The following is a 20506-nucleotide window of genomic DNA, read 5'->3' on the forward strand; positions in this document are numbered from 1 at the left end:
GAGCGGACGTGACGTCCACCGCAGCGGGAGACCCCGCCGAGCGGGTGGTGCTGACCGAGCACGAGATCTCTCGTGCCCTGACCCGCATCGCCCACGAGATCCTGGAACGCAACCACGGCGCGGACGGTGTCGCCCTCATGGGCATCCCGCGCCGCGGGGTGCCGCTGGCGCACCGGCTGGCCGAGCGCATCGCGATCGCCGAGGGGAAGTCGCCCGACGGCGTGGACTCCCTGGTCGCGGTCGGCGAGTTGGACATCACCCTGCACCGCGACGACCTGCGCCGCCACCCCACACGGGGCCTGACCCCGACCATCGAACCGCCCGGCGGTATCGACGGGCGCACCGTGGTGCTGGTCGACGACGTGCTCTACTCCGGGCGCACCGTGCGGGCCGCGCTGGACGCGCTGACCGACCTGGGCCGCCCCCGCGCCGTGCAACTGGTGGCGCTGGTGGACCGCGGGCACCGCCGACTGCCGATCCGCGCGGACTTCGTGGGCAAGAACCTCCCGACCGCCACCAGCGAGCGCGTCCAGGTGCGCCTGGTGGAGACCGACGGCGTGGACGCCGTCGCGATCAGCGCCCGCACGATCGCCGGGACGGAAGGGGAGTCGCGATGAGGCACCTGCTCAACGGTTCCGACCTCGACCACGCCGGCGCCGTCGCCCTGCTGGATACCGCCGAGTCGATGGCCCAGACCCAGTCCCGGCAGATCAAGAAGCTCCCGGCGCTGCGGGGCCTGACCGTGGTGAACCTGTTCTTCGAGGACTCCACCCGCACCCGGATCTCCTTCGAGGCGGCCGAGAAGCGGCTGTCGGCCGACGTCATCAACTTCTCCGCCAAGGGCTCCAGCGTCTCCAAGGGGGAGTCGCTGAAGGACACCGCGCAGACCCTGCGGGCCATCGGCGCCGACGCGGTCGTGGTCCGCCATCCCGCCTCCGGTGCGCCGCACCGGCTCGCCAGCGCGGGATGGATCGACACCCCGGTCATCAACGCCGGCGACGGCACGCACCAGCACCCCACCCAGGCGCTGCTGGACGCCTTCACGCTGCGCCGGCACCTCTCCGCCGGCATCGGGGACCTGGCCGGGCGGCACGTGGTGATCGTGGGCGACATCCTGCACTCCCGGGTGGCGCGCTCGAACGTGGAACTGCTCACCACCCTGGGCGCCCAGGTGACCCTCGTGGCCCCTCCCACCCTGCTGCCGGTGGGCGTGGAGACCTGGCGTTGCGCGGTGTCCTACGACCTGGACGCCGTGATTGCCGCGGGCCCGGACGCCGTCATGATGCTGCGGGTGCAGCGCGAGCGGATGACCAGCGGCTACTTCCCCTCCGAGCGGGAGTACGCGCGCCGCTACGGCCTGGACGCCCTGCGGGTGGCGGCGCTGCCCGAGCACGCGATCGTGCTGCACCCCGGGCCGATGAACCGTGGCCTGGAGATCTCCGCCGAGGCGGCCGACTCCCCGCGCTGCACCGTGGTGGAGCAGGTCGCCAACGGGGTCTCGGTGCGTATGGCCGTGCTGTACACACTGCTCGCCCAGGGCGAGCAGGGGATGGAGGAGTGATGAGCGGGTACCTGATCGCCGGCGCCGACGTGCTCGGCGAGGGCGCGGACGACGTCCTGATCCAGGGTGAGACGATCACCGCCCGCGGGGCCGCCGCCCGCGAGCGCGCCGCAGCGGAGGCGGACATCGAGACCATCGATGCCGACGGCCTCGTGCTGCTGCCGGGCCTCGTGGACCTGCACACCCACCTGCGCGAACCGGGCCGGGAGGACACCGAGACCATCGCCACCGGTACCGCGGCGGCGGCCGCGGGCGGGTTCACCGCCGTGTTCGCGATGGCCAACACCTCCCCGGTCGCCGACACCGCCGGCGTGGTGGAGCAGGTGTGGCGGATCGGCCGCGACGCCGCGATGGCGGACGTGCACCCGGTGGGCGCCGTGACCGTGGGCCTGGCGGGGGAGCGGCTGGCCGAACTCGGCGCGATGGCCTCCTCCGCGGCCCGGGTGCGGGTCTTCTCCGACGACGGGATCTGCGTGTGGGACCCGGTGCTGATGCGCCGGGCGCTGGAGTACACCAAGGCGTTCGACGGCGTGGTCGCCCAGCACGCGCAGGAGCCGCGGCTGACCGTGGGCGCCCAGATGCACGAGGGCGACGTCTCCGCCCAGATCGGCCTGGCCGGCTGGCCCGCCGTCGCGGAGGAGTCGATCATCGCTCGGGACGTGCTGCTCGCCGAGCACGTGGGCGGCCGGCTGCACGTGCAGCACCTCTCGACCGCCGGTTCGGTCGAGATCATCCGGTGGGCCAAGGCCCGCGGGATCGGCGTGACCGCGGAGGTCACGCCGCACCACCTGCTGCTCACCGACGAGCTCGCGCGCAGTTACGACCCGGTGTACAAGGTGAACCCGCCGCTGCGCACCCAGCGTGACGTCGAGGCGGTCCGGGCGGGTCTGGCGGACGGCACGATCGACATCGTGGCCACCGATCATGCCCCGCATGCCGGGCAGGACAAGGACTGCGAGTGGGCCGCGGCCTCCTTCGGGATGACCGGCCTGGAGACCGCCCTCTCGGTGGTGCAGCAGGTCATGGTCGAGACCGGCATCCTCACCTGGGCCGACGTCGCCCGAGTGATGTCCCACACGCCAGCGCGGATCGGGAGGGTCGAGGACCAGGGTCGAGAGGTGGCTGCCGGTGAGCCGGCGAACCTCACGCTCGTGGATCCCGCCGCCCGTCGGGTGGTCACGCCCGCCGAGCACGTCAGCCGCAGCCGCAACTCGCCCTACCGGGGCCTGGAACTGCCCGGCGCGGTGCGCTGGACCTTCCTGCGTGGCCGGGCCACGGTCCGCGACGGTGTGGTGGCCGCCGCGTGAGCCGCTGGGTCGGGGTCGCCATCGTCGTCGTACTCGCGCTGCTCGCGCTGGCCGCGATGTGGTGGGGCTGGCGTCGCCGCGCCGCCCGCACCGGCACCGGGCTGCAGGCCGAGCACGCCGGCGAGATCGGGGATATCTCGCTGAGCGCCGTCGGCGTGTACGTCTCCTCCACGATCGCCGGTCAGTGGCTGGAGCGGATCACCGCGGACGGTCTCGGCGCCCGCTCACCGGTGACGGTGCAGGTCGGTACCCGCGGCCTCGCGCTGCGCCGCGGTCGCGCCGGTGACGTGGTCATCGGCGAGGACGACCTGCGCGGGGCCCGCCGGGAGGACGGCATCGCCGGGAAGGTCACAGGTCGCGGCGGCATCGTGGTGATCCGCTGGCGGGGCGGTGAGGTCGACGTCGACACCGGCCTGCGCCTGCGCCACCCCGACCAGGTCGACCCCCTCATCTCCGCCGTGAACACCCTCACGCACCACACGAAGGACGCAGCATGACGCACGAGACCCCCGCGATCCTCGTCCTCGAGGACGGCACGCACTACATCGGACGCGCCTGGGGCGCCCGCGGTGAGACCCTCGGCGAGATCGTCTTCAACACCGGGATGACCGGCTACCAGGAGACCCTCACCGACCCCAGCTACCACCGCCAGATCGTGGTGATGACGGCCCCGCACGTCGGGAACACCGGCATGAACCCGCAGGACCCGGAGTCCCGGGCGATCTGGGTGGCCGGCTTCGTGGTGCGTGACCCCGCCCGGCGACCCTCCAACTGGCGCGCACGGACCACCCTGGAGGAGGACCTGATCGCCGGCGGCATCGTCGGGATCAGCGAGGTCGACACCCGCGCCCTGACCCGGCACCTGCGCTCGGCCGGCGCCATGCGCGCGGGCATCTTCTCCGGTGACGCGCTGCCCGAGACGGTCGGCGAGGCGCGGCTGGCCACCCTGCTGGAGCGGGTGCGTAGCGCACCGCCGATGGCCGGGGCGGCGCTGGCCTCCCAGGTCACGACCCCCGAGCCCTACGTCGTGGAGCCCATCGGCCAGTGGAGCGAGCCGGTCGCCACGGTGGTGGCCGTCGACCTCGGCATCAAGGACATGACCCCCACCCGTCTGGCCGAGCGCGGCCTGCGGGTGGTGGTGATCCCCGCTGGGGGTTCGTTCGCCGACATCGCCGCCCACCGCCCGGACGGGGTGTTCTTCTCCAACGGGCCCGGCGACCCGCAGGCGGCCGAGGCTGAGGTCGCGCGCCTGCGTGAGGTGCTGGACGCCGGCATCCCCTACTTCGGTATCTGCTTCGGCAACCAGATCCTGGGCCGCGCCCTCGGGTTCGGCACCTACAAGCTGACCTTCGGCCACCGCGGCGTGAACCAGCCGGTGCAGGACGTCACCACCGGCAAGGTGGAGATCACCGCCCACAACCACGGCTTCGCCGTCGACGCCCCGCTCGGGCAGGAGACCATCGCCCCGCACGATGCGCGCTACGGGCGGGTGATCGTCTCCCACGTGGGCCTGAACGACCAGGTGGTCGAGGGCCTGGCGTGCCTGGACATCCCGGCCTTCTCCGTGCAGTACCACCCCGAGGCGGCGGCCGGCCCGCACGATGCCGCCTACCTCTTCGACCGGTTCGTCGACATGATCACGTCCCGCTCCGCCACCCCCGCGAAGGAGAACGCCTGATGCCCCGCCGCACCGACCTGAACTCGGTCCTCGTGGTCGGGTCCGGCCCGATCGTCATCGGCCAGGCCGCGGAGTTCGACTACTCCGGGACGCAGGCCTGCCGCGTGCTGCGCGAGGAGGGACTGCGGGTCATCCTGGTCAACTCCAACCCGGCCACGATCATGACCGACCCGGAGTTCGCGGATGCAACCTACATCGAGCCCATCACGCCCGAGGTGCTCACCCGGATCATCGAGACCGAGAAGCCGGACGCACTGCTGCCCACCCTGGGCGGGCAGACGGCGCTGAACGCCGCCATCGCCCTGGACGAGGCGGGGGTGCTCGCCGAGCACGGCGTGGAGCTCATCGGCGCGAACATCGCCTCGATCAACCTCGCCGAGGACCGTGAGGCCTTCAAGGGCGTGGTGGAGCGCTGCGGCGCCGAGTCCGCCCGCAGCTCCATCTGCCACAGCATGGAGGAGGTGCTCGCCGCCGCCGAGGACCTGGGCTACCCCCTCGTGGTGCGTCCCTCCTTCACCATGGGCGGCCTCGGCTCCGGGATCGCGTTCGACGAGGCGGAGCTGCGCAGCATCGCGGGCGCCGGCCTGCACTACTCCCCGACCACCGAGGTGCTCCTGGAGGAGTCCATCCTGGGGTGGAAGGAGTACGAACTCGAGCTGATGCGGGACCGGCACGACAACGTGGTGGTCGTCTGCTCCATCGAGAACGTGGACCCGGTCGGCGTGCACACCGGGGACTCCATCACCGTGGCCCCCGCGATGACCCTGACGGACCGGGAGTACCAGAAGCTGCGTGACGTCGGCATCGCCGTGATCCGCGAGGTCGGGGTGGACACCGGCGGCTGCAACGTGCAGTTCGCGGTGCAGCCCGAGACCGGCCGGGTGGTCGTCATCGAGATGAACCCACGCGTCTCGCGCTCCTCGGCGTTGGCCTCCAAGGCCACGGGCTTCCCGATCGCCAAGATCGCCGCCCGCCTGGCGATCGGTTACACGCTGGACGAGATCCCGAACGACATCACCGGCTCCACCCCGGCCAGCTTCGAGCCGACGCTGGACTACGTGGTGGTCAAGGTGCCCCGGTTCGCCTTCGAGAAGTTCCCCGCCGCCGATCCCCGGCTGACCACCACCATGAAGTCGGTGGGTGAGGCGATGGCGATCGGCCGCAACTTCACCGAGGCGCTGAACAAGGCGCTGCGCTCGATCGACAAGGGCGGGGTGGGCTTGCACTGGAGGGGTCCGAAGCCCGACGCCGAGCAGACCGCCGCGCTCATCGAGGCGAGCGCGACGCCGACCGAGGCGCGGCTGCAGCAGGTGCAGCAGGCGATCCGCGGCGGTGCCACGCTGGAGGAGCTGTACGAGGCCACCCGCATCGACCGGTGGTTCCTGGACCAGCTCTTTCTCCTGCAGGAGATCGCCGAGGAGCTGCAGGCCGTGGACGCGCTCGGACCCGAGGTGCTGCGCCGCGCCAAGCGGCACGGCTTCTCCGACGCCCAGATCGCCCAGATCCGCCACCTGGAGGAGGCCACGGTGCGCGAGGTGCGCCGCGCCTACGGGCTCGCGCCGGTGTACAAGACGGTGGACACCTGCGCGGCGGAGTTCGAGGCACGCACCCCCTACCACTACTCCAGCTACGACGCCGAGACCGAGGTGCAACCGCGCGACCGCCCGGCCGTGCTGATCCTCGGGTCGGGCCCGAACCGGATCGGGCAGGGCATCGAGTTCGACTACTCCTGCGTCCACGCGGCCCTCGCGCTGAAGGACACCTACGAGACCGTCATGGTCAACTGCAACCCGGAGACGGTCTCCACGGACTACGACACGGCCGACCGGCTGTACTTCGAGCCCCTCACCCTGGAGGACGTGCTGGCCGTCTACGAGGCCGAGCTCGCCGTGGGCCCGGTAGCCGGGATCATCGTGCAGCTCGGGGGGCAGACCCCGCTCGGTCTGGCCGCCGACCTGGCCGCCGCCGGCCTGCCGATCTGGGGCACCCCGCCCGAGGCGATCGACGCCGCCGAGGACCGCGGCAGCTTCGGGGGTGTGCTGGTGGCCGCGGGGCTGCCCGCACCCGCGTTCGGCACCGCCACCTCGCTGCCGCAGGCCCTGGAGGTGGCCGACGGCGTGGGGTACCCCGTGCTGGTGCGGCCCAGCTACGTGCTGGGCGGCCGGGGCATGGAGATCGTCTACGACGCCGAGCAGCTCGCCGACTACGTGCGCCGCGCCACCCCGATCCACGGGGACGAGGCGGAGGTGTTCGACTCCCCGGTGCTCATCGACCGGTTCCTGGACGAGGCGATCGAGATCGACATCGACGCCATCTTCGACGGCGAGGAACTGTTCGTGGGCGGGATCATGGAGCACATCGAGGAGGCCGGGATCCACTCCGGTGACTCCGCGTGCGTGCTGCCGCCGGTGACCCTCTCCCGCAAGGAGCTGGAGCGGATCGCCGCCTCCACCGAGGCCATCGCCCGCGGGGTGGGCGTGCGCGGCCTGATCAACGTGCAGTACGCGCTGTCCTCGGACGTGCTGTACGTGCTGGAGGCCAACCCGCGCGCCTCGCGCACCGTGCCGTTCGTGGCGAAGGCCACCGGTGTGCCGATCGCGCGCGCCGCCTCGCTGGTCATGGCGGGGGAGTCCATCGCCTCGCTGCGCTCGCGCGGAGTCCTGCCCGAGCAGGACGGCACGCATCTGCCGCCGGATGCCCCGATCGCGGTGAAGGAGGCGGTGCTGCCGTTCAAGCGGTTCCGCACCACCGACGGCACCAGCGTGGACACCATCCTGGGCCCGGAGATGCGCTCCACCGGTGAGGTGATGGGTTTCGACGTGGACGTGCCGCTCGCCTTCGCGAAGTCGCAGGCGGCCGCCTACGGCGGGCTGCCGAGCACCGGCACGGTGTTCGTCTCGGTGGCCGACCGGGACAAGCGCTCGATCGTGTTCCCGGTGGCCCGCCTGGTGGAACTCGGGTTCGACGTGCTCGCGACGGCCGGGACCGCGGACGTGCTGCGGCGCTACGGCATCGCCTCACGCACGGTGCGCAAGGCCTCCGACGGTCGCGGACCGGACGGGGAGCCCACCGTGCTCGACCTCATCGAGACCGGCCGGATCGACATGGTGGTCAACACCCCCAACGGTCAGGGTGCCCGCGCGGACGGGTACGACATCCGCACGGCGACCACCACGGCGGACAAACCGATCGTCACCACGATCCAGCAGTTCGCGGTGGCCGTGCTCGCGATCGAGGCGCTGCGCCGCGGTCCGTTCGGGGTGGCCTCGCTGCAGTCCTTCGACGTGCCGCGCAGGGTCCGATGAGGCTCGACGACGCCCTGTCCCTGGCGCCCGAGGGGCCCACGTTCGGGGAACGACTGGCGGGCGCTATGGACTCACGCGGCCGCGTGGTGGTGGGGATCGACCCGCACCCGCCGCTGCTGCGGGCGTGGGGGCTGCCGACGACGGCGATCGGCGCCCGGGACTTCGGGCTGCGGGTGATCGAGGCGCTGGCCACGCGGGTGGCGGCCGTCAAGCCCCAGGTGGCGTTCTTCGAACGCTACGGCAGCGCCGGGCTCGCCGCCCTGGAGGAGGTCATCGCGGCGGCCCGCGCGGCCGAGGTGGTGAGCATCGTGGACGCCAAGCGCGGGGACATCGGCTCGACGATGCAGGGGTACGCGGACGCGTACTGCACCGAGGGGTCGCCGCTGGCCGGGGACGCCGTGACGCTCTCGCCCTACCTCGGGGTGGGCGCGGTGGCACCGGCGATCGAGACGGCCCTGGCGCATGGGCGCGGGGTGTTCCTGCTGTGCCTGACCTCGAACCCCGACGGGGAGCGGGTGCAACTGGCCCGCGCGCAGGACGGGGTGAGCACCGCCGCGGACATCGCCCAGCAGGCCGCGGCGTACAACGCGGCCCAGGCGGGAGGCAACGCCCCCGGCAGTGTGGGTCTCGTGGTGGGCGCCACGATCGGGGATGCCGCGCGCCGCGGGGGCGTGGACCTGGTGGGGCTGAACGGGCCCATCCTCGCCCCGGGTGTCGGCGCGCAGGGTGGCGACGTAGGCTCATTGCACGCCGTGGTGGGCGACGCGTGGCGATGGACCCTGCCGTCCATCTCCCGCGCCGTGCTCGCGGCGGGACCCGATGCCGCGGCCCTGGCCGCCGCGGCCGACGCCGCACGAACGGAGATGGCATGACCACCCAGCCCAGCACCACCAGCGAGGCCTCGGATCCGAGGCACGAGGACCACGGCGCACCCGCGGGAGCCGTACCTGCGCTGGGCCTGGAGGGGGCCTGGAACGATCGTGACTCCGCGACGCTGGCGGGCACCGCGCCCGGGGTGCTGCTGCGCTCCTCGGCGCTGTTCGAGCTGACCACGGCCGGGCAGGAACGCCTGCTCGAGCTCGGGGTGAGCGACGTCGTCGACCTGCGCGATCCGCGCGAGGTGGCGGCCAACGGGGCCGACCGGGTCCCCGCGGGGGTCACGGTGCACCAGTTGCCCATCTCCGCCGGCGGCCAACTCGCTGGGGCGATCGCCCAGGGTGACGCGGGCGCCCAGTCCTCGATGGCCGACGCCATGAGCCAGTTCGCGGCGATGCTGCAGCAGGGGGACCCGCGGGAACTGATGCTGCAGTTCATGGAGCAGACCTACGTCTCCATCGTCACGGATGGGCCGTCGCTGCGGCAGCTCGGCGCCACCCTCGAGGTGATCGCGCAGGCCGAGGGCGCCGTCCTGGTGCACTGCTCGGCAGGCAAGGACCGCACGGGCCTGGCCGTCGCGCTCGCCGGCCTGGTGGCCGGCGCCGACCCGGACGCCGTCACCCGCGACTACCTCTACTCCAACCACGCCGCCGATCAGCAGGGCGAGGTCGCAACCGTGCCCGGGATCGATGCGGCGGCCCTGGCGCCGCTGCGCGGGGTGGATGTGGAGTACCTGCAGGCGGCACGTACGGCGGCGCTGGGGCAGTTCGGGGACCTCGCCGGTGTCCTGGAGGCAGCCGGCGTGAGCGAGCAGACCCGTGCGCGCGTTGCACAGCGTTTGACACGGTAGGCTCTCCCGCTAGGACGCATCGCCCCCCTGCGCCGTTGCCCCCTGGATGCCCGTCCCGATACGTTGCACTACCGGACCTTGCACACAGGCAGGAGAGACTCCCGTGGCACTACCGAAACTCACTCCCGAGGAACGCGCCCAGGCGCTGGCCAAGGCGGCCGAGGCCCGCACCAGGCGCGCCGAGGTGAAGAACCGCCTCAAGTACGCGGGCGCGTCTCTGTCCAGCGTGCTGGAGGCAGCCGAGCATGATGAGGCCATCGGGAAGCTGAAGGTGAGTGCGTTGCTGGAGTCCCTGCCCGGCGTGGGACCGGTTCGCGCGTCGGCCATCATGTCCGAGGTCGGCATCGCCGAGACCCGCAGGGTGCGCGGCCTGGGGCATCACCAGCGCGAGGCGCTGATCGCGCGGTTCGGGTGAGCGGCCGCAGCCCCGCCCGCCTGACCGTTCTCGCCGGCCCCACCGCGGTGGGGAAGGGCACGGTCTCGGCCGCCATCCGTGCCCAGCACCCCGAGGTGTGGTTGTCCGTCTCCGCCACCACCCGGGCACCCCGCCCCGGTGAGGTCGACGGCGTGCACTACCGATTCCTGTCCGAGGAGCAGTTCGACGCACTGGAGGTCTCCGGCGACCTGCTGGAGTGGGCGGTGGTGCACGGCCGGCATCGGTACGGCACCCCCCGGTCCCCGGTCGCCGAGCGCCTGGCCGCTGGCACGCCGACGCTGCTGGAAATCGACCTGCAGGGTGCACGTCAGGTGCGGCGCACCATGCCGGACGCCCGGTTCGTCTTCCTCGCCCCGCCCAGTTGGGAGGAGTTGGTGCACCGCCTCGTGGGGCGTGGCACGGAGGACGCCGAAGAGCGTGAACGCCGCCTGGCCACCGCCCGGGTGGAGCTCGCGGCTGAGCCGGAGTTCGATCACGTGATCGTGAACGACGACGTCGCCCGCGCGGCGGAGGAACTCGCCCACCTCATGACCGAGTAGACTGCTCGTTTGTCCACCCGCTGAAGGAGCACCATTGTCTGGTTCCGTCGCTGCCCCCGAGGGCATCACCGACCCGCCCATCGACGAGCTGCTGGAGGTCGCCGACTCCAAGTACGCGCTCGTGCTGTACGCCTCCAAGCGTGCACGTCAGATCAACGCCTACTACGCGCAGCTCCACGAGGGCCTGCTGGAGTACGTGGGCCCGCTGGTGGAGACCCGCCCGCAGGAGAAGCCGCTGTCCATCGCGATGCGCGAGATCAACAAGGGCCTGCTGGACATCCAGCAGATCGACGCCTGATCCACTCCTGACACCTCGTGCGCATCCTGCTCGGCGTGACCGGCGGCATCGCCGCATACAAGGCGGCGTTGCTGCTGCGGTCGCTGACCGAGGCGGGGCACGATGTGCACGTCATCCCCACGCAGGCGTCGCTGAGGTTCGTCGGTGCCGCCACGTGGGAGGCCCTCTCGGGCCACACCGCCCACACCGACGTCTTCACCGGCGCGGCGGGGGTGGAGCATGTCGCCCTGGGGCGCTCAGCCGACCTCGTGATCGTGGCGCCGGCCACCGCGGACCTGCTCGCGCGGGCCGCGAGTGGCGCCGCCGATGACCTCCTGACCACCACGCTGCTCACGGTGACCTGCCCGGTGCTGCTGGCGCCGGCGATGCACACCGAGATGTGGCTGCACCCGGCCACCGTGGCGAACGTGGCGACCCTGCGCTCACGCGGTGTGCACGTGCTGGATCCCGACTCCGGCCGGCTCACCGGCGCGGACACGGGTCCCGGACGCCTGCCCGAACCCGAGGCCATCGCACGGGCCGCCCTGGAGTTGGTGGGCGCCGTCGAACCGTCCTCGCCGCCGCAGGATCTTGCTGGTCTTCGCGCCGTGGTGAGCGCCGGGGGGACCCGGGAGGCGATCGACCCGGTGCGATACCTCGGCAACCGGTCCTCCGGGCGCCAGGGCGTGGCCGTGGCCGATGCCCTCGCGGCGCGTGGCGCGCAGGTCACCCTGGTGGCCGCCAACGTGGCACCCGCGGTGCACGGGGGCCGCCACGCCGTCGTGGAGGTCGTCTCCACGGCGGACCTCGCCGAGGCGATGGCCACGCGCGCCGCTGCGAGCGACATCGTGGTGATGGCCGCCGCCGTCGCGGACTACCGGCCCGCGACCGGGAGCGAGCACAAACTGAAGAAGACCGGCGGTGGACTCACGCTGGAGCTGGTGGAGAACCCCGACATCCTCGCCGGGCTCGTGTCCGGCCGGCGCGCGGGTCAGGTGATCGTCGGGTTCGCCGCCGAGACCGGGGATGCCGACTCCGACCCCCTGGAGCACGGCCGTGCCAAGGCCAGGCGCAAGGGCGCCGACCTCCTGGCGGTCAACGCCGTCGGGCATGATCGTGGCTTCGGGGATGTGCCGAATGCCCTCACGGTGCTGGATGCCGCGGGGGACCTCGTCGGAAGCAGTGAGGGCAGCAAGGAGGAGGTCGCCGCGGCGCTGGTGTCTCACGTCGCCGACCTCATCCTGAGACGGTCCGCATAGCGCGAGAAGCCTCCGTGTGGCGGGCGTAGGCTGCATTCCCGTGACATCACTGCGCAGCTTCACCTCCGAATCCGTGACCGAGGGGCACCCGGACAAGGTCAGCGACCTCATCTCCGACTCCATCCTGGATGCCCTGCTGCGGGTGGACTCCCACTCCCGCGTGGCGGTCGAGACCCTCGTCACCACCGGTCTGGTGCACGTGGCGGGCGAGATCAACTCCCGCGGTTACGTGGAGATGCCGGCCCTCGTCCGTGACGTCATCACCGGCATCGGCTACACCTCCTCGGAGGTGAGTTTCGACGGCAACTCCTGCGGCGTCTCGCTCTCGATCGGACAGCAGTCGCCCGAGATCGAGCAGGGCCTGACCTCCTCCCGCGAGAAGCGCGAGGGTGAGGCGATCGACCCCTACGACGCGCAGGGCGCCGGCGACCAGGGCCTGATGTTCGGGTACGCCACGGACGAGACCCCCACCCTGATGCCGCTCCCGGTGCACCTGGCGCACCGCCTGTCCGAGCGTCTGACTCACGTGCGCAAGGCGGGGATCGTGGCGAACCTGCGCCCCGACGGGAAGACCCAGGTGACGATCGGGTACGACGGCGATCGCCCCGCGGCCGTGCAGACGGTGGTCATCTCCGCACAGCACGCTCCCGCCCTCAGCGAGGAAGAGCTGCGCGAGGCCCTGCACCGCGAGGTCCTGGTGCCGGTGCTCGCCGAGCACGTGCCCCACGGGGTGGACACCTCCGGGGTGCGGCTGCTGGTGAACCCGACCGGGGCGTTCACCCTCGGCGGTCCGATGGGTGATGCGGGCCTCACGGGCCGCAAGATCATCGTGGACACCTACGGCGGCATGTCCCGTCACGGCGGCGGTGCCTTCTCCGGGAAGGACCCCTCGAAGGTGGACCGCTCGGCGGCGTACGCCACGCGGTGGGTGGCCAAGAACGTGGTGGCGGCGGGCCTCGCGCGGCGCTGTGAGGTGCAGGTGGCCTATGCGATCGGGCAGGCGCACCCGGTGGGGGTGTACGTGGAGACCTTCGGTACCCAGGCCCCCGGGGTGACGCCCGAGGGGATCGCCGCGGCCATCGACGAGGTGTTCGACCTGCGCCCGGCCGCGATCATCGCCGACCTCGACCTGATCCGCCCGATCTACGCGCTGACCTCGAACTACGGTCACTTCGGGCGGGAGCTGCCGGAGTTCACCTGGGAGCGCACGGACCGCGTGCCTGCCCTGCGTGCGGCCGCCGGACTGGACTGAGCGGCACCGGCCGGCCCAGCCGCGCGGCCTTGTCGGTCGCTCGTGATCTGATGAGCGCATGACGCAGGAGGCAGGTGGTGAGCGGGCGGGGACGCCCCCGCTCGTCGCGGAGGTCTGCGTGGACCTTCCGCTGGCGCACCTGGACCGCCCGTTCGACTACCGCATCCCGGAGCACCTGGACGGCGCGGACTCGCCCGCCGATGTGGGTGTGGGCACCCGCGTGAAGGTCACCTTCTCCGGACGGCAACGCGACGGCTGGGTGCTGGCGGTGCGCGCGGCCACCCCGCAGGACGAGGTGCGTGCTCTCGCCCCCCTGAAGCGCCTGGTCTCCCCGGTGGTGGCGCTCACCCCCGAGATCGCGGCGCTCGCGCGCCGGGTGGCGGACCGGTACGCGGGCACCCTCTCGGACGTGTTGCGCCTTGCGGTGCCGCCTCGGCACGCGCGCGCGGAGGCGGGGGTGCTGACCGCGCTCAGCAAAGTGGAGCGCCCGGAGCCGGGCGAGCCGAGTCCAGCGCTGGTCGGCGGCCCCGGCGCGCCGGTCGGCGGCCCCGACGCGCCGGCCGACCTCGGCCCCTGGCGGGACGTACCCGGCGGGGAGGCGCTGCTGCGCCGGATCGCGGATCGGCAGGCGCCGCGCGCGGTGTGGACCCTCACGGGTGGTCCGGCCACGTTCCGCGACGCGCTGGTGCACGCCGCCCGGGTGACGCTGTCCTCCGGGCGGGGCGTGCTCGTCGTCGTGCCCGATGTGGCGGATGTGGATCGGGTGGCGAGCCATCTCGACGAGGCCCTCGCGGCCGAGGTCGTCAGGCTCGTGGCGAGCGATGGCCCCTCGGTGCGGGCGCGCGCGCACCTGCGGCTCGCCACCGGCCTGGCCCGGGTGGTGGTCGGCACCCGATCGGCGGTGTGGGCGCCGGTGCAGCACCTGGGTCTGGCGGTCTGTTGGGACGACGGCGACGACTCGCTGGTCGAGCAGCGTTCGCCCTATCCGCACGCCGGCCAGGTGCTCGCGCTGCGCTCGGAGGGGGAGGGCGCCGCGCTCCTGTTGGCCTCGCCCGCCCGCTCGGTGTGGGCCCAGCACCTGGTGGCGACCGGCTGGGCCGCGTCCCTGCGTGCGCAGCGCGCGTGGGTGCGGGAACGGGCGCCGCGGGTGATGGCGCCGGATGCCGAGGACCTCGGGCGCTCGGGACCGGGGGAGCACGCCCGGATTCCCACGCCCGCCTGGCGCGCCCTGGCCGAGGGGCTCGAGCACGGACCGGTCCTCGTGTCCACCCCCAGGTCCGGGTACGTGCCGCACCTCGTGTGCGCGCGCTGCCGGGAGGTGGCGCGCTGCTCGCAGTGCGAGGGCGTGCTCGCCTTCCCCTCGGCGCGCGGGGCGCCGGTGTGCACGGCGTGCGGGCACGCCGAGGCGGGCTGGCGTTGTTCGCAGTGCGGTGGCGTCCGGCTGCGTGCGGCGCGGATCGGGACGCTGCGCACCGCGGAGGAACTCGGTCGGGCGTTCCCGCAGGTGCCGGTGCTGGCCAGCGAGGCCGGGTCGATCGCCTCGGACGTGGACGAGACTCCCCGGATCGTGGTGGCGACCCCCGGCGCCGAGCCCGAGGCCGCGGGCGGGTACGCGGCCGCGGTGCTCCTGGACGCCGCGCTGGCGACGTCGCTGCCGGGCCTGGGTGGAGGCGAGGAGGCGATGCGACGGTGGATGCACACCACCTCCCTGGTCAGGAGCGCTCGGGACGGCGGTCGGGTGGTGGTGGTCGGCGGGGGAGAACCGACCTTGGTGCAGGCCCTCGTGCGTGCCGATCCCGTGGGGTTCGCGGAGCGGGAGCTGGCCGAGCGCGCCGAGCTGCGTTTCCCGCCGGCCGTACGGATGGCCACGGTCACGGGCACGATCGACGCCGTGGAGGACCTGCTCGCCGAGTTCGAGGCCCCGGAGGGCGGCGAGGTCATCCCGCCACGACCGGCGCCGGCCGGTGCGATGACGGCGTCCCTCGACGAGGGCCAGGACGGCGAGGACGGCGAGGTCGTGCGCGCCCTGGTGCGGGCACCGCTGGCGCAGGGCGTCGCCCTGGCGGTGGCCTTGCGCGCCGCGCGGGCGGTACGCAGCGCGCACAAGCGGCGCGGCGCGGTGCGCATCGTGCTGGACCCTCGGGAGCTCTAGCAGGATGACGCTGTGATCGACACCGTGATCCTCGACCTGGGGAACGTCCTGCTGGAGTGGGACGCGGCCCTCGCCCACCCCGACCTCTCCCGCGAGGAGCACGCGCGGATCTGCCAGGAGATCGGGTTCGCCGATCTGAACCTGCGCGCGGACGCGGGGGAGAGCTGGGCCGCGCTGGAGGCGGAGGTGGCGACCCGGCATCCCCGGCGCGCGGGTTTCCTGGCCCAGTACGTCGCGGGATTCCCGGCCAGCATCCAGTCGCCGGTGGCGGGGATGCCGGAGCTCGTGGCGGAGCTGCGAGCCCTCGGGCTGCGCCTGATCGGGCTGACGAACTTCTCGGCGGAAACCTACCCGGTGGCGCCACGGGTCTCACCGACGGTCGCCTCACTGGAGGCCGTGGTCGTCTCCGGCGAGGTGGGGTTGATCAAGCCGGATCCGCGCATCTACCGCCACCTGATGCGGGAGCACCGCGTGAGGCCCGCGCGCTCCGTGTTCGTGGACGACAGGCCCGAGAACGTCTTCGCCGCCGAGGCACTCGGGATGCGCGGGGTGGTGTTCACCAGCGCGCAGGCCCTCCGGGTCGAGCTGCGGGCATGGGGCATCGAGGTGGCGGCCGGGTAGAGCCGGAGCGGCTCGCGTCGGCTCGTACTGCGGGTCACGCGGGTTCGGGTCACGATCGGATCTGTGCTCGATCGCACGTTCGAGTCAGGTGTTCTCACAGGTCAGAGGGTCGTGGGTCAGGATGTCGGTGGTCGGTGAGATGGTGTGGTCATGGACAGGGAAGCGGCGAGCGGGCACGGCGAGGGTTGGCCCGGTATCGGTGGCCACCGCGAGGGTGTGGCCGACCTGCTCGCAGCGGTGCACAACCTCACGCAACGCATCGCCCGGGTCGCTGACTCCACCGACCCCACCGACCCCGCTGTCTCCACAGGCCTCACCGACCCCGCTGTCTCCACAGGCCTCACCTGGCTGGACCCGAGCGCCGCGCTCGTCGAGGCCATCAGCGCGCTGGAGTCGCTGAAGTCGGCGGCGTGCGCCGCCCAGGCACGCCTGTCGGCGCAACTCGCGGACCGGCAGCGTGGGGCGCAACGAGACGCCGGCGTCCCCGCTGCGCAGGTTGGCGTCGGCATAGCCCACCAGGTGGCGTTGGCTCGTGGGGTCTCGCCTAGCCAGGGCAGCACTCTGCTCGGGGTAGCCCGCGCGCTGAGCGCCGAGATGCCGTGCACGATGCGTGCGCTGAGCACCGGGCGGATCGATGAGTGGCGGGCGATCGTTCTCGTGCGGGAGTCGGCCTGTCTCTCCGTCGAGGACCGGATGCAGCTCGACCGCGAGGTCTGCGGCGATCCGGAGGCGCTGGTGGGCGTCGGGGCCCGGAGGCTCGGGGCACGGGCCCGCCGGGTCGCGCAGCGCCTGGACGCCGCGAGCCTGGTCGCACGGGCACGCAAGGCCGAGCGGGACCGCACCGTGACGATCCGCCCGGCGCCGGACACCATGGTGTACCTGACGGCGCTGCTTCCCGTGGCCCAGGGGGTGAGCGCGTACGCGGCGCTTGACGCCGCGGCCGCAGCGGCGCGGGCGGCTGGGGATGCGCGCGGACGCGGGCAGGTGATGGCGGACACGCTCGTCGAGCGGCTGACGGGGCGAGCGGCGGCCGCGCCGGTTCCGGTCGGCGTGAACCTCGTGATGACCGACGCGGCGCTCCTGGCGCCACCCGGGACACCCGGTCGCGACGAGCCAGCAGGCATCGTGGGTTCGTGCGACGGCCGACTCGCGCCGCCGCCCGCGGGCATCGGACCGCTCCCGGCCGGCTGGGCGCGCGAACTCGTCGCGGCAGCCCTCGATGGTTCGACTGATGGCACGGCTGAGGGCACGCCTGGTGGCACAGCCGGTCGCTCACCTGACCCGGCCACCGCCGTCACCCTGCGTCGGCTCTTCACCGAACCCACCACCGGCGAACTCCTCGCACTGGAGTCCCGCTCTCGGGTGGCGCCGCCCGGACTGCGCCGGTTCGTCGTGCTGCGGGACGGCACCTGCCGCACCCCGTACTGCGATGCGGCGATCCGGCACACCGACCACGCCCACGAGGTCGCACGCGGCGGACCGACCACCGCGGAGAATCTGCAGGGCCTGTGCGAACGCTGCAACTACGCGAAGCAGGCGCCCGGGTGGGCCGCCACCGTGGGAGCAGACGCGAGCGGTGTCCCCCGCAGCTCGCGGGCAGCCGTGGGTGCCGCAGCGGTGGGTGCCGCAGCGGTGGGTGCTGCAACAGGAGGTTCGGCGACAGCGTCGCTTCGCACCCCGACCGGTCACGTCTACCGCAGCCGACCCGATCCGCTCCCCGGCGCGACATCACCACCGAATACCCGTCAGGCCGCGCTCGGCGAGCCGGCTGGCTGTCGCTGGGACCGCACCACCCGCCGGGTCCCCGGCACACGAGCCGGCATCGTGCACCTGGCGACGCCGATGGGCCCGACGCCCACCGTCGCGCGATCCACCCACGGACCGGGGATCGAGTCCGGTCGGAGGAAGACCTACCCGCGGAGAATCTAGACTCGCCGGGTGACCGATCGACTACGAGTCCTGTTCGCGGGCACGCCCGAGGTGGCGATCCCGACCCTCGACGCGCTCGCCGAGACACACAACGTGGTGGCGGCCCTCACCCGACCGCCCGCGCGCCGTCGTCGCCGCGGCGAACCGGAGCCGTCCCCGGTGGCGCTGGCCGCCCGGGAGCGGGGGATCGATGTGCTGGAGTGGCCCACCCTGCGCACCGAGGAAGCCAGGCGCCGCCTGGCCGACCTCGACCTGGACATCGCCGTCGTCGTGGCCTACGGGGCGCTCGTCCCACAGGCCCTGCTGGAGATGCCCCGGCACGGTTGGGTGAACCTCCACTTCTCGCTGCTGCCCGCCTGGCGCGGCGCCGCACCCGTGCAGTGGGCCGTCCGCTCCGGGGACCCCGTCACCGGCGCCACCGTCTTCCGGCTGACCGCCGGCCTGGACGAGGGACCCGTGGTCGGCACGATGACCGAGGCGGTGCGTCCCCGCGACACCTCCGGGGACCTCCTGGACCGGCTCGCGGTGGCGGGGGCACCCCTGGTGCTGCAGAGCGTCGCGGCACTCGCCGACGGCTCCGCCACCCCGGTACCACAGCCCACGGACGGCATCAGCCTCGCGCCGCGCATCGACGTCGCCGATGCCCGCGTGCGATGGGAGCACCCGGCCCTCGCCATCGACCGGCTCGTCCGCTCCATGACGCCCGCACCCGGTGCCTGGGGCGAGGTGGCGGGCCGGCGCGTCAAGCTCGGCCCCGTCACCCCGGTGTCCATGCCGCGCGTGGGGTCGGCCATGCCGAGCCGGACCCTGGCTCCCGGGGAGATCGAGGCGACCAAGCAGGCGGTGTTCGTCGGCACCGGCAGCGAGAGCGTGCAACTGAGCGACGTCGCACCCGCCGGCAAGCAGTGGATGCCCGCCGCCGACTGGGCCCGCGGCGCAACCATCGACGGCGCGCGCTTCGAGGCAACTCAGGACCAGGCATGACCCAGCCGCAGCGCCGCTCCGGCACCGACCCGGCCCGCCAGGCCGCCTACGACGTCCTGCGCGCCGTCGCCGACTCCGACGCCTACGCGAACCTCGTGCTGCCCGGCATGCTCGCCGAGCGTCGCCTCGGCCGGCGCGATGCCGCGTTCGCGACAGAGTTGGCCTACGGCACGCTGCGGCTGCGGGGCCGCTACGACGCCGTGCTGGAACGCTGCTCCTCCCGCAGCCTGCGCGAGATCGACCCGCGGGTCCTGGACGCCCTGCGCCTGGGCGCGCATCAACTCCTCGGGATGCGCGTGCCCCCGCACGCGGCGGTGGGGGAGACCGTGAACCTCGTGCGCGGCGTCGCGGGACCGGGTGCGGCCACCTTCGCGAACGCGGTGCTGCGCAGCGTGGGACGCGCCAGCAGGCAGGAGTGGTTCGCTCGCCTGGAGCGCGAGATCCCGGACGAGACCGAGCGGCTGGCCACGATCGAGGCGCACCCCACGTGGATCGTGCGGGAACTGCGCGCCTCACTGGCGCAGCAGCGGCAGCACGACGGCGATGAACACCTGATCGATCAGCCCACCCTCGAGGGCGAGCTACGTGAGCTGCTGCGCGCGGACAACGAGGCGCCGCAGGTGACCCTCGTGGCACGCCCCGGCCTGGTGGATGATCGCGAACTCGAGGAGGCGGACGAGCTCGGTCGCCTCGAATCGCACCCCGCCGCCCCCACCGCGTGGCTGCTGCGCAGCGGCTCCCCGGAGCGGATCCCCGCGCTGCGGCAGGGCCGGATGGGCGTGCAGGATGCCGGCTCCCAGCTCGTCACCCTCGCGATGGCCGGAGCGAGCATCGAGGGCACCGACGACCTCTGGGCCGACCTGTGCGCTGGCCCGGGCGGCAAGAGCGCGCTGCTGGGCGCGGTGCTCGCCGAGCGCGCGGGGCGAGACGAGGTCGGAGCAGCGGCCGACGCCCCGCCCATGCTCGTGGCCGGCGAGGTGCAGCCGCACCGCGTGGGCCTCGTGCGCCGCAGCGTGAAGGCGATCCCGAGCGAGCACGTCGAGGTCGTGGAGTGGGACGGGCGCACCCTCGGTGAGGAGCACCCCGAGCACTTCGATCGGATCCTCGTGGACGCCCCGTGCACGGGCCTGGGTGCGCTGCGCCGTCGGCCGGAGTCCCGGTGGCGCCGCCAGCCCGCCGATGTGCCCGCACTGACCGCGCTGCAGACCGACCTGCTCGACTCCGCGCTGCGCGCCGTGCGGCCCGGGGGAGTGGTCGGGTACGTGACGTGCTCCCCGCACCTGGCCGAGACCCGCGCCGTGGTCGATCGGGCCGTGGCGCGCCGCGACGTGGAGGTGCTCGACGCCGTCGCCGCCGCCCGCGATGCCGGCGCCCGGCTCGACGGTCTCGGCGAGGGTCCCTACCTGCAGTTGTGGCCGCACCGGCACGGCACCGACGCGATGTTCCTGGCGCTGCTGCGACGACGCTAGCGGCAGTGGCT

18 protein-coding genes are annotated in these 20506 nt (G+C 73.2%); all 18 read left to right on the forward strand.

Features of this window, described 5'->3' with window-relative positions:
- Positions 1-8 precede the first annotated feature (8 nt).
- The 18 genes from pyrR to ATL40_RS06005 all read left to right on the forward strand — a co-directional run bounded on the left by pyrR (position 9) and on the right by ATL40_RS06005 (position 20495).
- On the forward strand, positions 9-617 hold the full coding sequence (gene pyrR, locus ATL40_RS05920; protein WP_098468728.1) for a bifunctional pyr operon transcriptional regulator/uracil phosphoribosyltransferase PyrR: 609 nt from the start codon (positions 9-11) through the stop codon (positions 615-617).
- The gene (locus ATL40_RS05925; protein WP_098468729.1) at positions 614-1561 is read left to right on the forward strand and encodes an aspartate carbamoyltransferase catalytic subunit; all 948 of its coding nucleotides are present in this window, start codon (positions 614-616) and stop codon (positions 1559-1561) included. The genes pyrR and ATL40_RS05925 overlap by 4 nt, the downstream gene beginning before the upstream one ends.
- Positions 1561-2868 carry a dihydroorotase gene (locus ATL40_RS05930; protein WP_098468730.1) on the forward strand — a complete coding sequence of 436 codons (1308 nt, stop codon included), beginning with the start codon at positions 1561-1563 and terminating at the stop codon, positions 2866-2868. Before ATL40_RS05925 ends, ATL40_RS05930 begins: the two co-directional genes overlap by 1 nt.
- Positions 2865-3365, forward strand: a complete 501-nt coding sequence (locus tag ATL40_RS05935; protein WP_098468731.1) for a PH-like domain-containing protein — start codon at positions 2865-2867, stop codon at positions 3363-3365. Before ATL40_RS05930 ends, ATL40_RS05935 begins: the two co-directional genes overlap by 4 nt.
- Entirely contained in the window at positions 3362-4546 is a 1185-nt protein-coding gene (gene carA, locus ATL40_RS05940; RefSeq protein WP_098468732.1) for a glutamine-hydrolyzing carbamoyl-phosphate synthase small subunit, read from the forward strand. Before ATL40_RS05935 ends, carA begins: the two co-directional genes overlap by 4 nt.
- Positions 4546-7851 carry a carbamoyl-phosphate synthase large subunit gene (carB, locus tag ATL40_RS05945; RefSeq protein ID WP_098468733.1) on the forward strand — a complete coding sequence of 1102 codons (3306 nt, stop codon included), beginning with the start codon at positions 4546-4548 and terminating at the stop codon, positions 7849-7851. Before carA ends, carB begins: the two co-directional genes overlap by 1 nt.
- The gene (gene pyrF / locus ATL40_RS05950; RefSeq protein ID WP_098468734.1) at positions 7848-8723 is read left to right on the forward strand and encodes an orotidine-5'-phosphate decarboxylase; all 876 of its coding nucleotides are present in this window, start codon (positions 7848-7850) and stop codon (positions 8721-8723) included. The genes carB and pyrF overlap by 4 nt, the downstream gene beginning before the upstream one ends.
- Positions 8720-9577, forward strand: coding sequence for a tyrosine-protein phosphatase (locus ATL40_RS05955; protein WP_169925888.1), 858 nt, complete (start codon positions 8720-8722; stop codon positions 9575-9577). The genes pyrF and ATL40_RS05955 overlap by 4 nt, the downstream gene beginning before the upstream one ends.
- A gap of 103 nt (positions 9578-9680) precedes the next feature.
- On the forward strand, positions 9681-9992 hold the full coding sequence (mihF, locus tag ATL40_RS05960; protein ID WP_098468736.1) for an integration host factor, actinobacterial type: 312 nt from the start codon (positions 9681-9683) through the stop codon (positions 9990-9992).
- Positions 9989-10552: a guanylate kinase gene (gmk, locus tag ATL40_RS05965; RefSeq protein WP_098468737.1), complete on the forward strand. Its 564-nt coding sequence runs from the start codon at positions 9989-9991 to the stop codon at positions 10550-10552. The genes mihF and gmk overlap by 4 nt, the downstream gene beginning before the upstream one ends.
- A 34-nt stretch (positions 10553-10586) precedes the next feature.
- Positions 10587-10850 (forward strand): DNA-directed RNA polymerase subunit omega, encoded by a 264-nt coding sequence (gene rpoZ, locus ATL40_RS05970; protein ID WP_098468738.1) that lies wholly within the window; start codon positions 10587-10589, stop codon positions 10848-10850.
- Positions 10851-10867: 17 nt separating this feature from the next.
- Positions 10868-12088 (forward strand): bifunctional phosphopantothenoylcysteine decarboxylase/phosphopantothenate--cysteine ligase CoaBC, encoded by a 1221-nt coding sequence (gene coaBC / locus ATL40_RS05975; protein WP_098468739.1) that lies wholly within the window; start codon positions 10868-10870, stop codon positions 12086-12088.
- 40 nt (positions 12089-12128) lie between these two features.
- A complete protein-coding gene (gene metK / locus ATL40_RS05980; RefSeq protein ID WP_098468740.1) occupies positions 12129-13340 on the forward strand; it encodes a methionine adenosyltransferase in 1212 nt (403 codons plus the stop codon).
- A 58-nt stretch (positions 13341-13398) separates the two neighbouring features.
- Positions 13399-15492, forward strand: a complete 2094-nt coding sequence (locus ATL40_RS05985; protein WP_098468741.1) for a primosomal protein N' family DNA-binding protein — start codon at positions 13399-13401, stop codon at positions 15490-15492.
- Positions 15493-15504: 12 nt separating this feature from the next.
- Entirely contained in the window at positions 15505-16113 is a 609-nt protein-coding gene (locus ATL40_RS05990) for an HAD family hydrolase (RefSeq protein ID WP_098468742.1), read from the forward strand.
- Positions 16114-16263: 150 nt separating this feature from the next.
- Positions 16264-18042, forward strand: coding sequence for an HNH endonuclease (locus ATL40_RS05995; protein ID WP_098468743.1), 1779 nt, complete (start codon positions 16264-16266; stop codon positions 18040-18042).
- 9 nt (positions 18043-18051) lie between these two features.
- Entirely contained in the window at positions 18052-19026 is a 975-nt protein-coding gene (gene fmt, locus ATL40_RS06000; protein WP_211283070.1) for a methionyl-tRNA formyltransferase, read from the forward strand.
- On the forward strand, positions 19023-20495 hold the full coding sequence (locus ATL40_RS06005) for an RsmB/NOP family class I SAM-dependent RNA methyltransferase (RefSeq protein WP_098468744.1): 1473 nt from the start codon (positions 19023-19025) through the stop codon (positions 20493-20495). Before fmt ends, ATL40_RS06005 begins: the two co-directional genes overlap by 4 nt.
- Positions 20496-20506: the final 11 nt, after the last annotated feature.

Source organism: Serinibacter salmoneus (assembly GCF_002563925.1).
Classification (GTDB): domain Bacteria; phylum Actinomycetota; class Actinomycetes; order Actinomycetales; family Beutenbergiaceae; genus Serinibacter; species Serinibacter salmoneus.

Bases quoted from the DNA above. Each gene is read 5' to 3' on its own strand.
- ATL40_RS06005 (WP_098468744.1), top strand. From the start codon at position 19,023: ATGACCCAGCCGCAGCGCCGCTCCGGCACCGACCCGGCCCGCCAGGCC.
- ATL40_RS05955 (WP_169925888.1), top strand. From the start codon at position 8,720: ATGACCACCCAGCCCAGCACCACCAGCGAGGCCTCGGATCCGAGGCAC.
- carB (WP_098468733.1), top strand. From the start codon at position 4,546: ATGCCCCGCCGCACCGACCTGAACTCGGTCCTCGTGGTCGGGTCCGGC.
- carA (WP_098468732.1), top strand. From the start codon at position 3,362: ATGACGCACGAGACCCCCGCGATCCTCGTCCTCGAGGACGGCACGCAC.
- ATL40_RS05995 (WP_098468743.1), top strand. From the start codon at position 16,264: ATGGACAGGGAAGCGGCGAGCGGGCACGGCGAGGGTTGGCCCGGTATC.
- ATL40_RS05930 (WP_098468730.1), top strand. From the start codon at position 1,561: ATGAGCGGGTACCTGATCGCCGGCGCCGACGTGCTCGGCGAGGGCGCG.
- ATL40_RS05925 (WP_098468729.1), top strand. From the start codon at position 614: ATGAGGCACCTGCTCAACGGTTCCGACCTCGACCACGCCGGCGCCGTC.
- ATL40_RS05985 (WP_098468741.1), top strand. From the start codon at position 13,399: ATGACGCAGGAGGCAGGTGGTGAGCGGGCGGGGACGCCCCCGCTCGTC.
- pyrF (WP_098468734.1), top strand. From the start codon at position 7,848: ATGAGGCTCGACGACGCCCTGTCCCTGGCGCCCGAGGGGCCCACGTTC.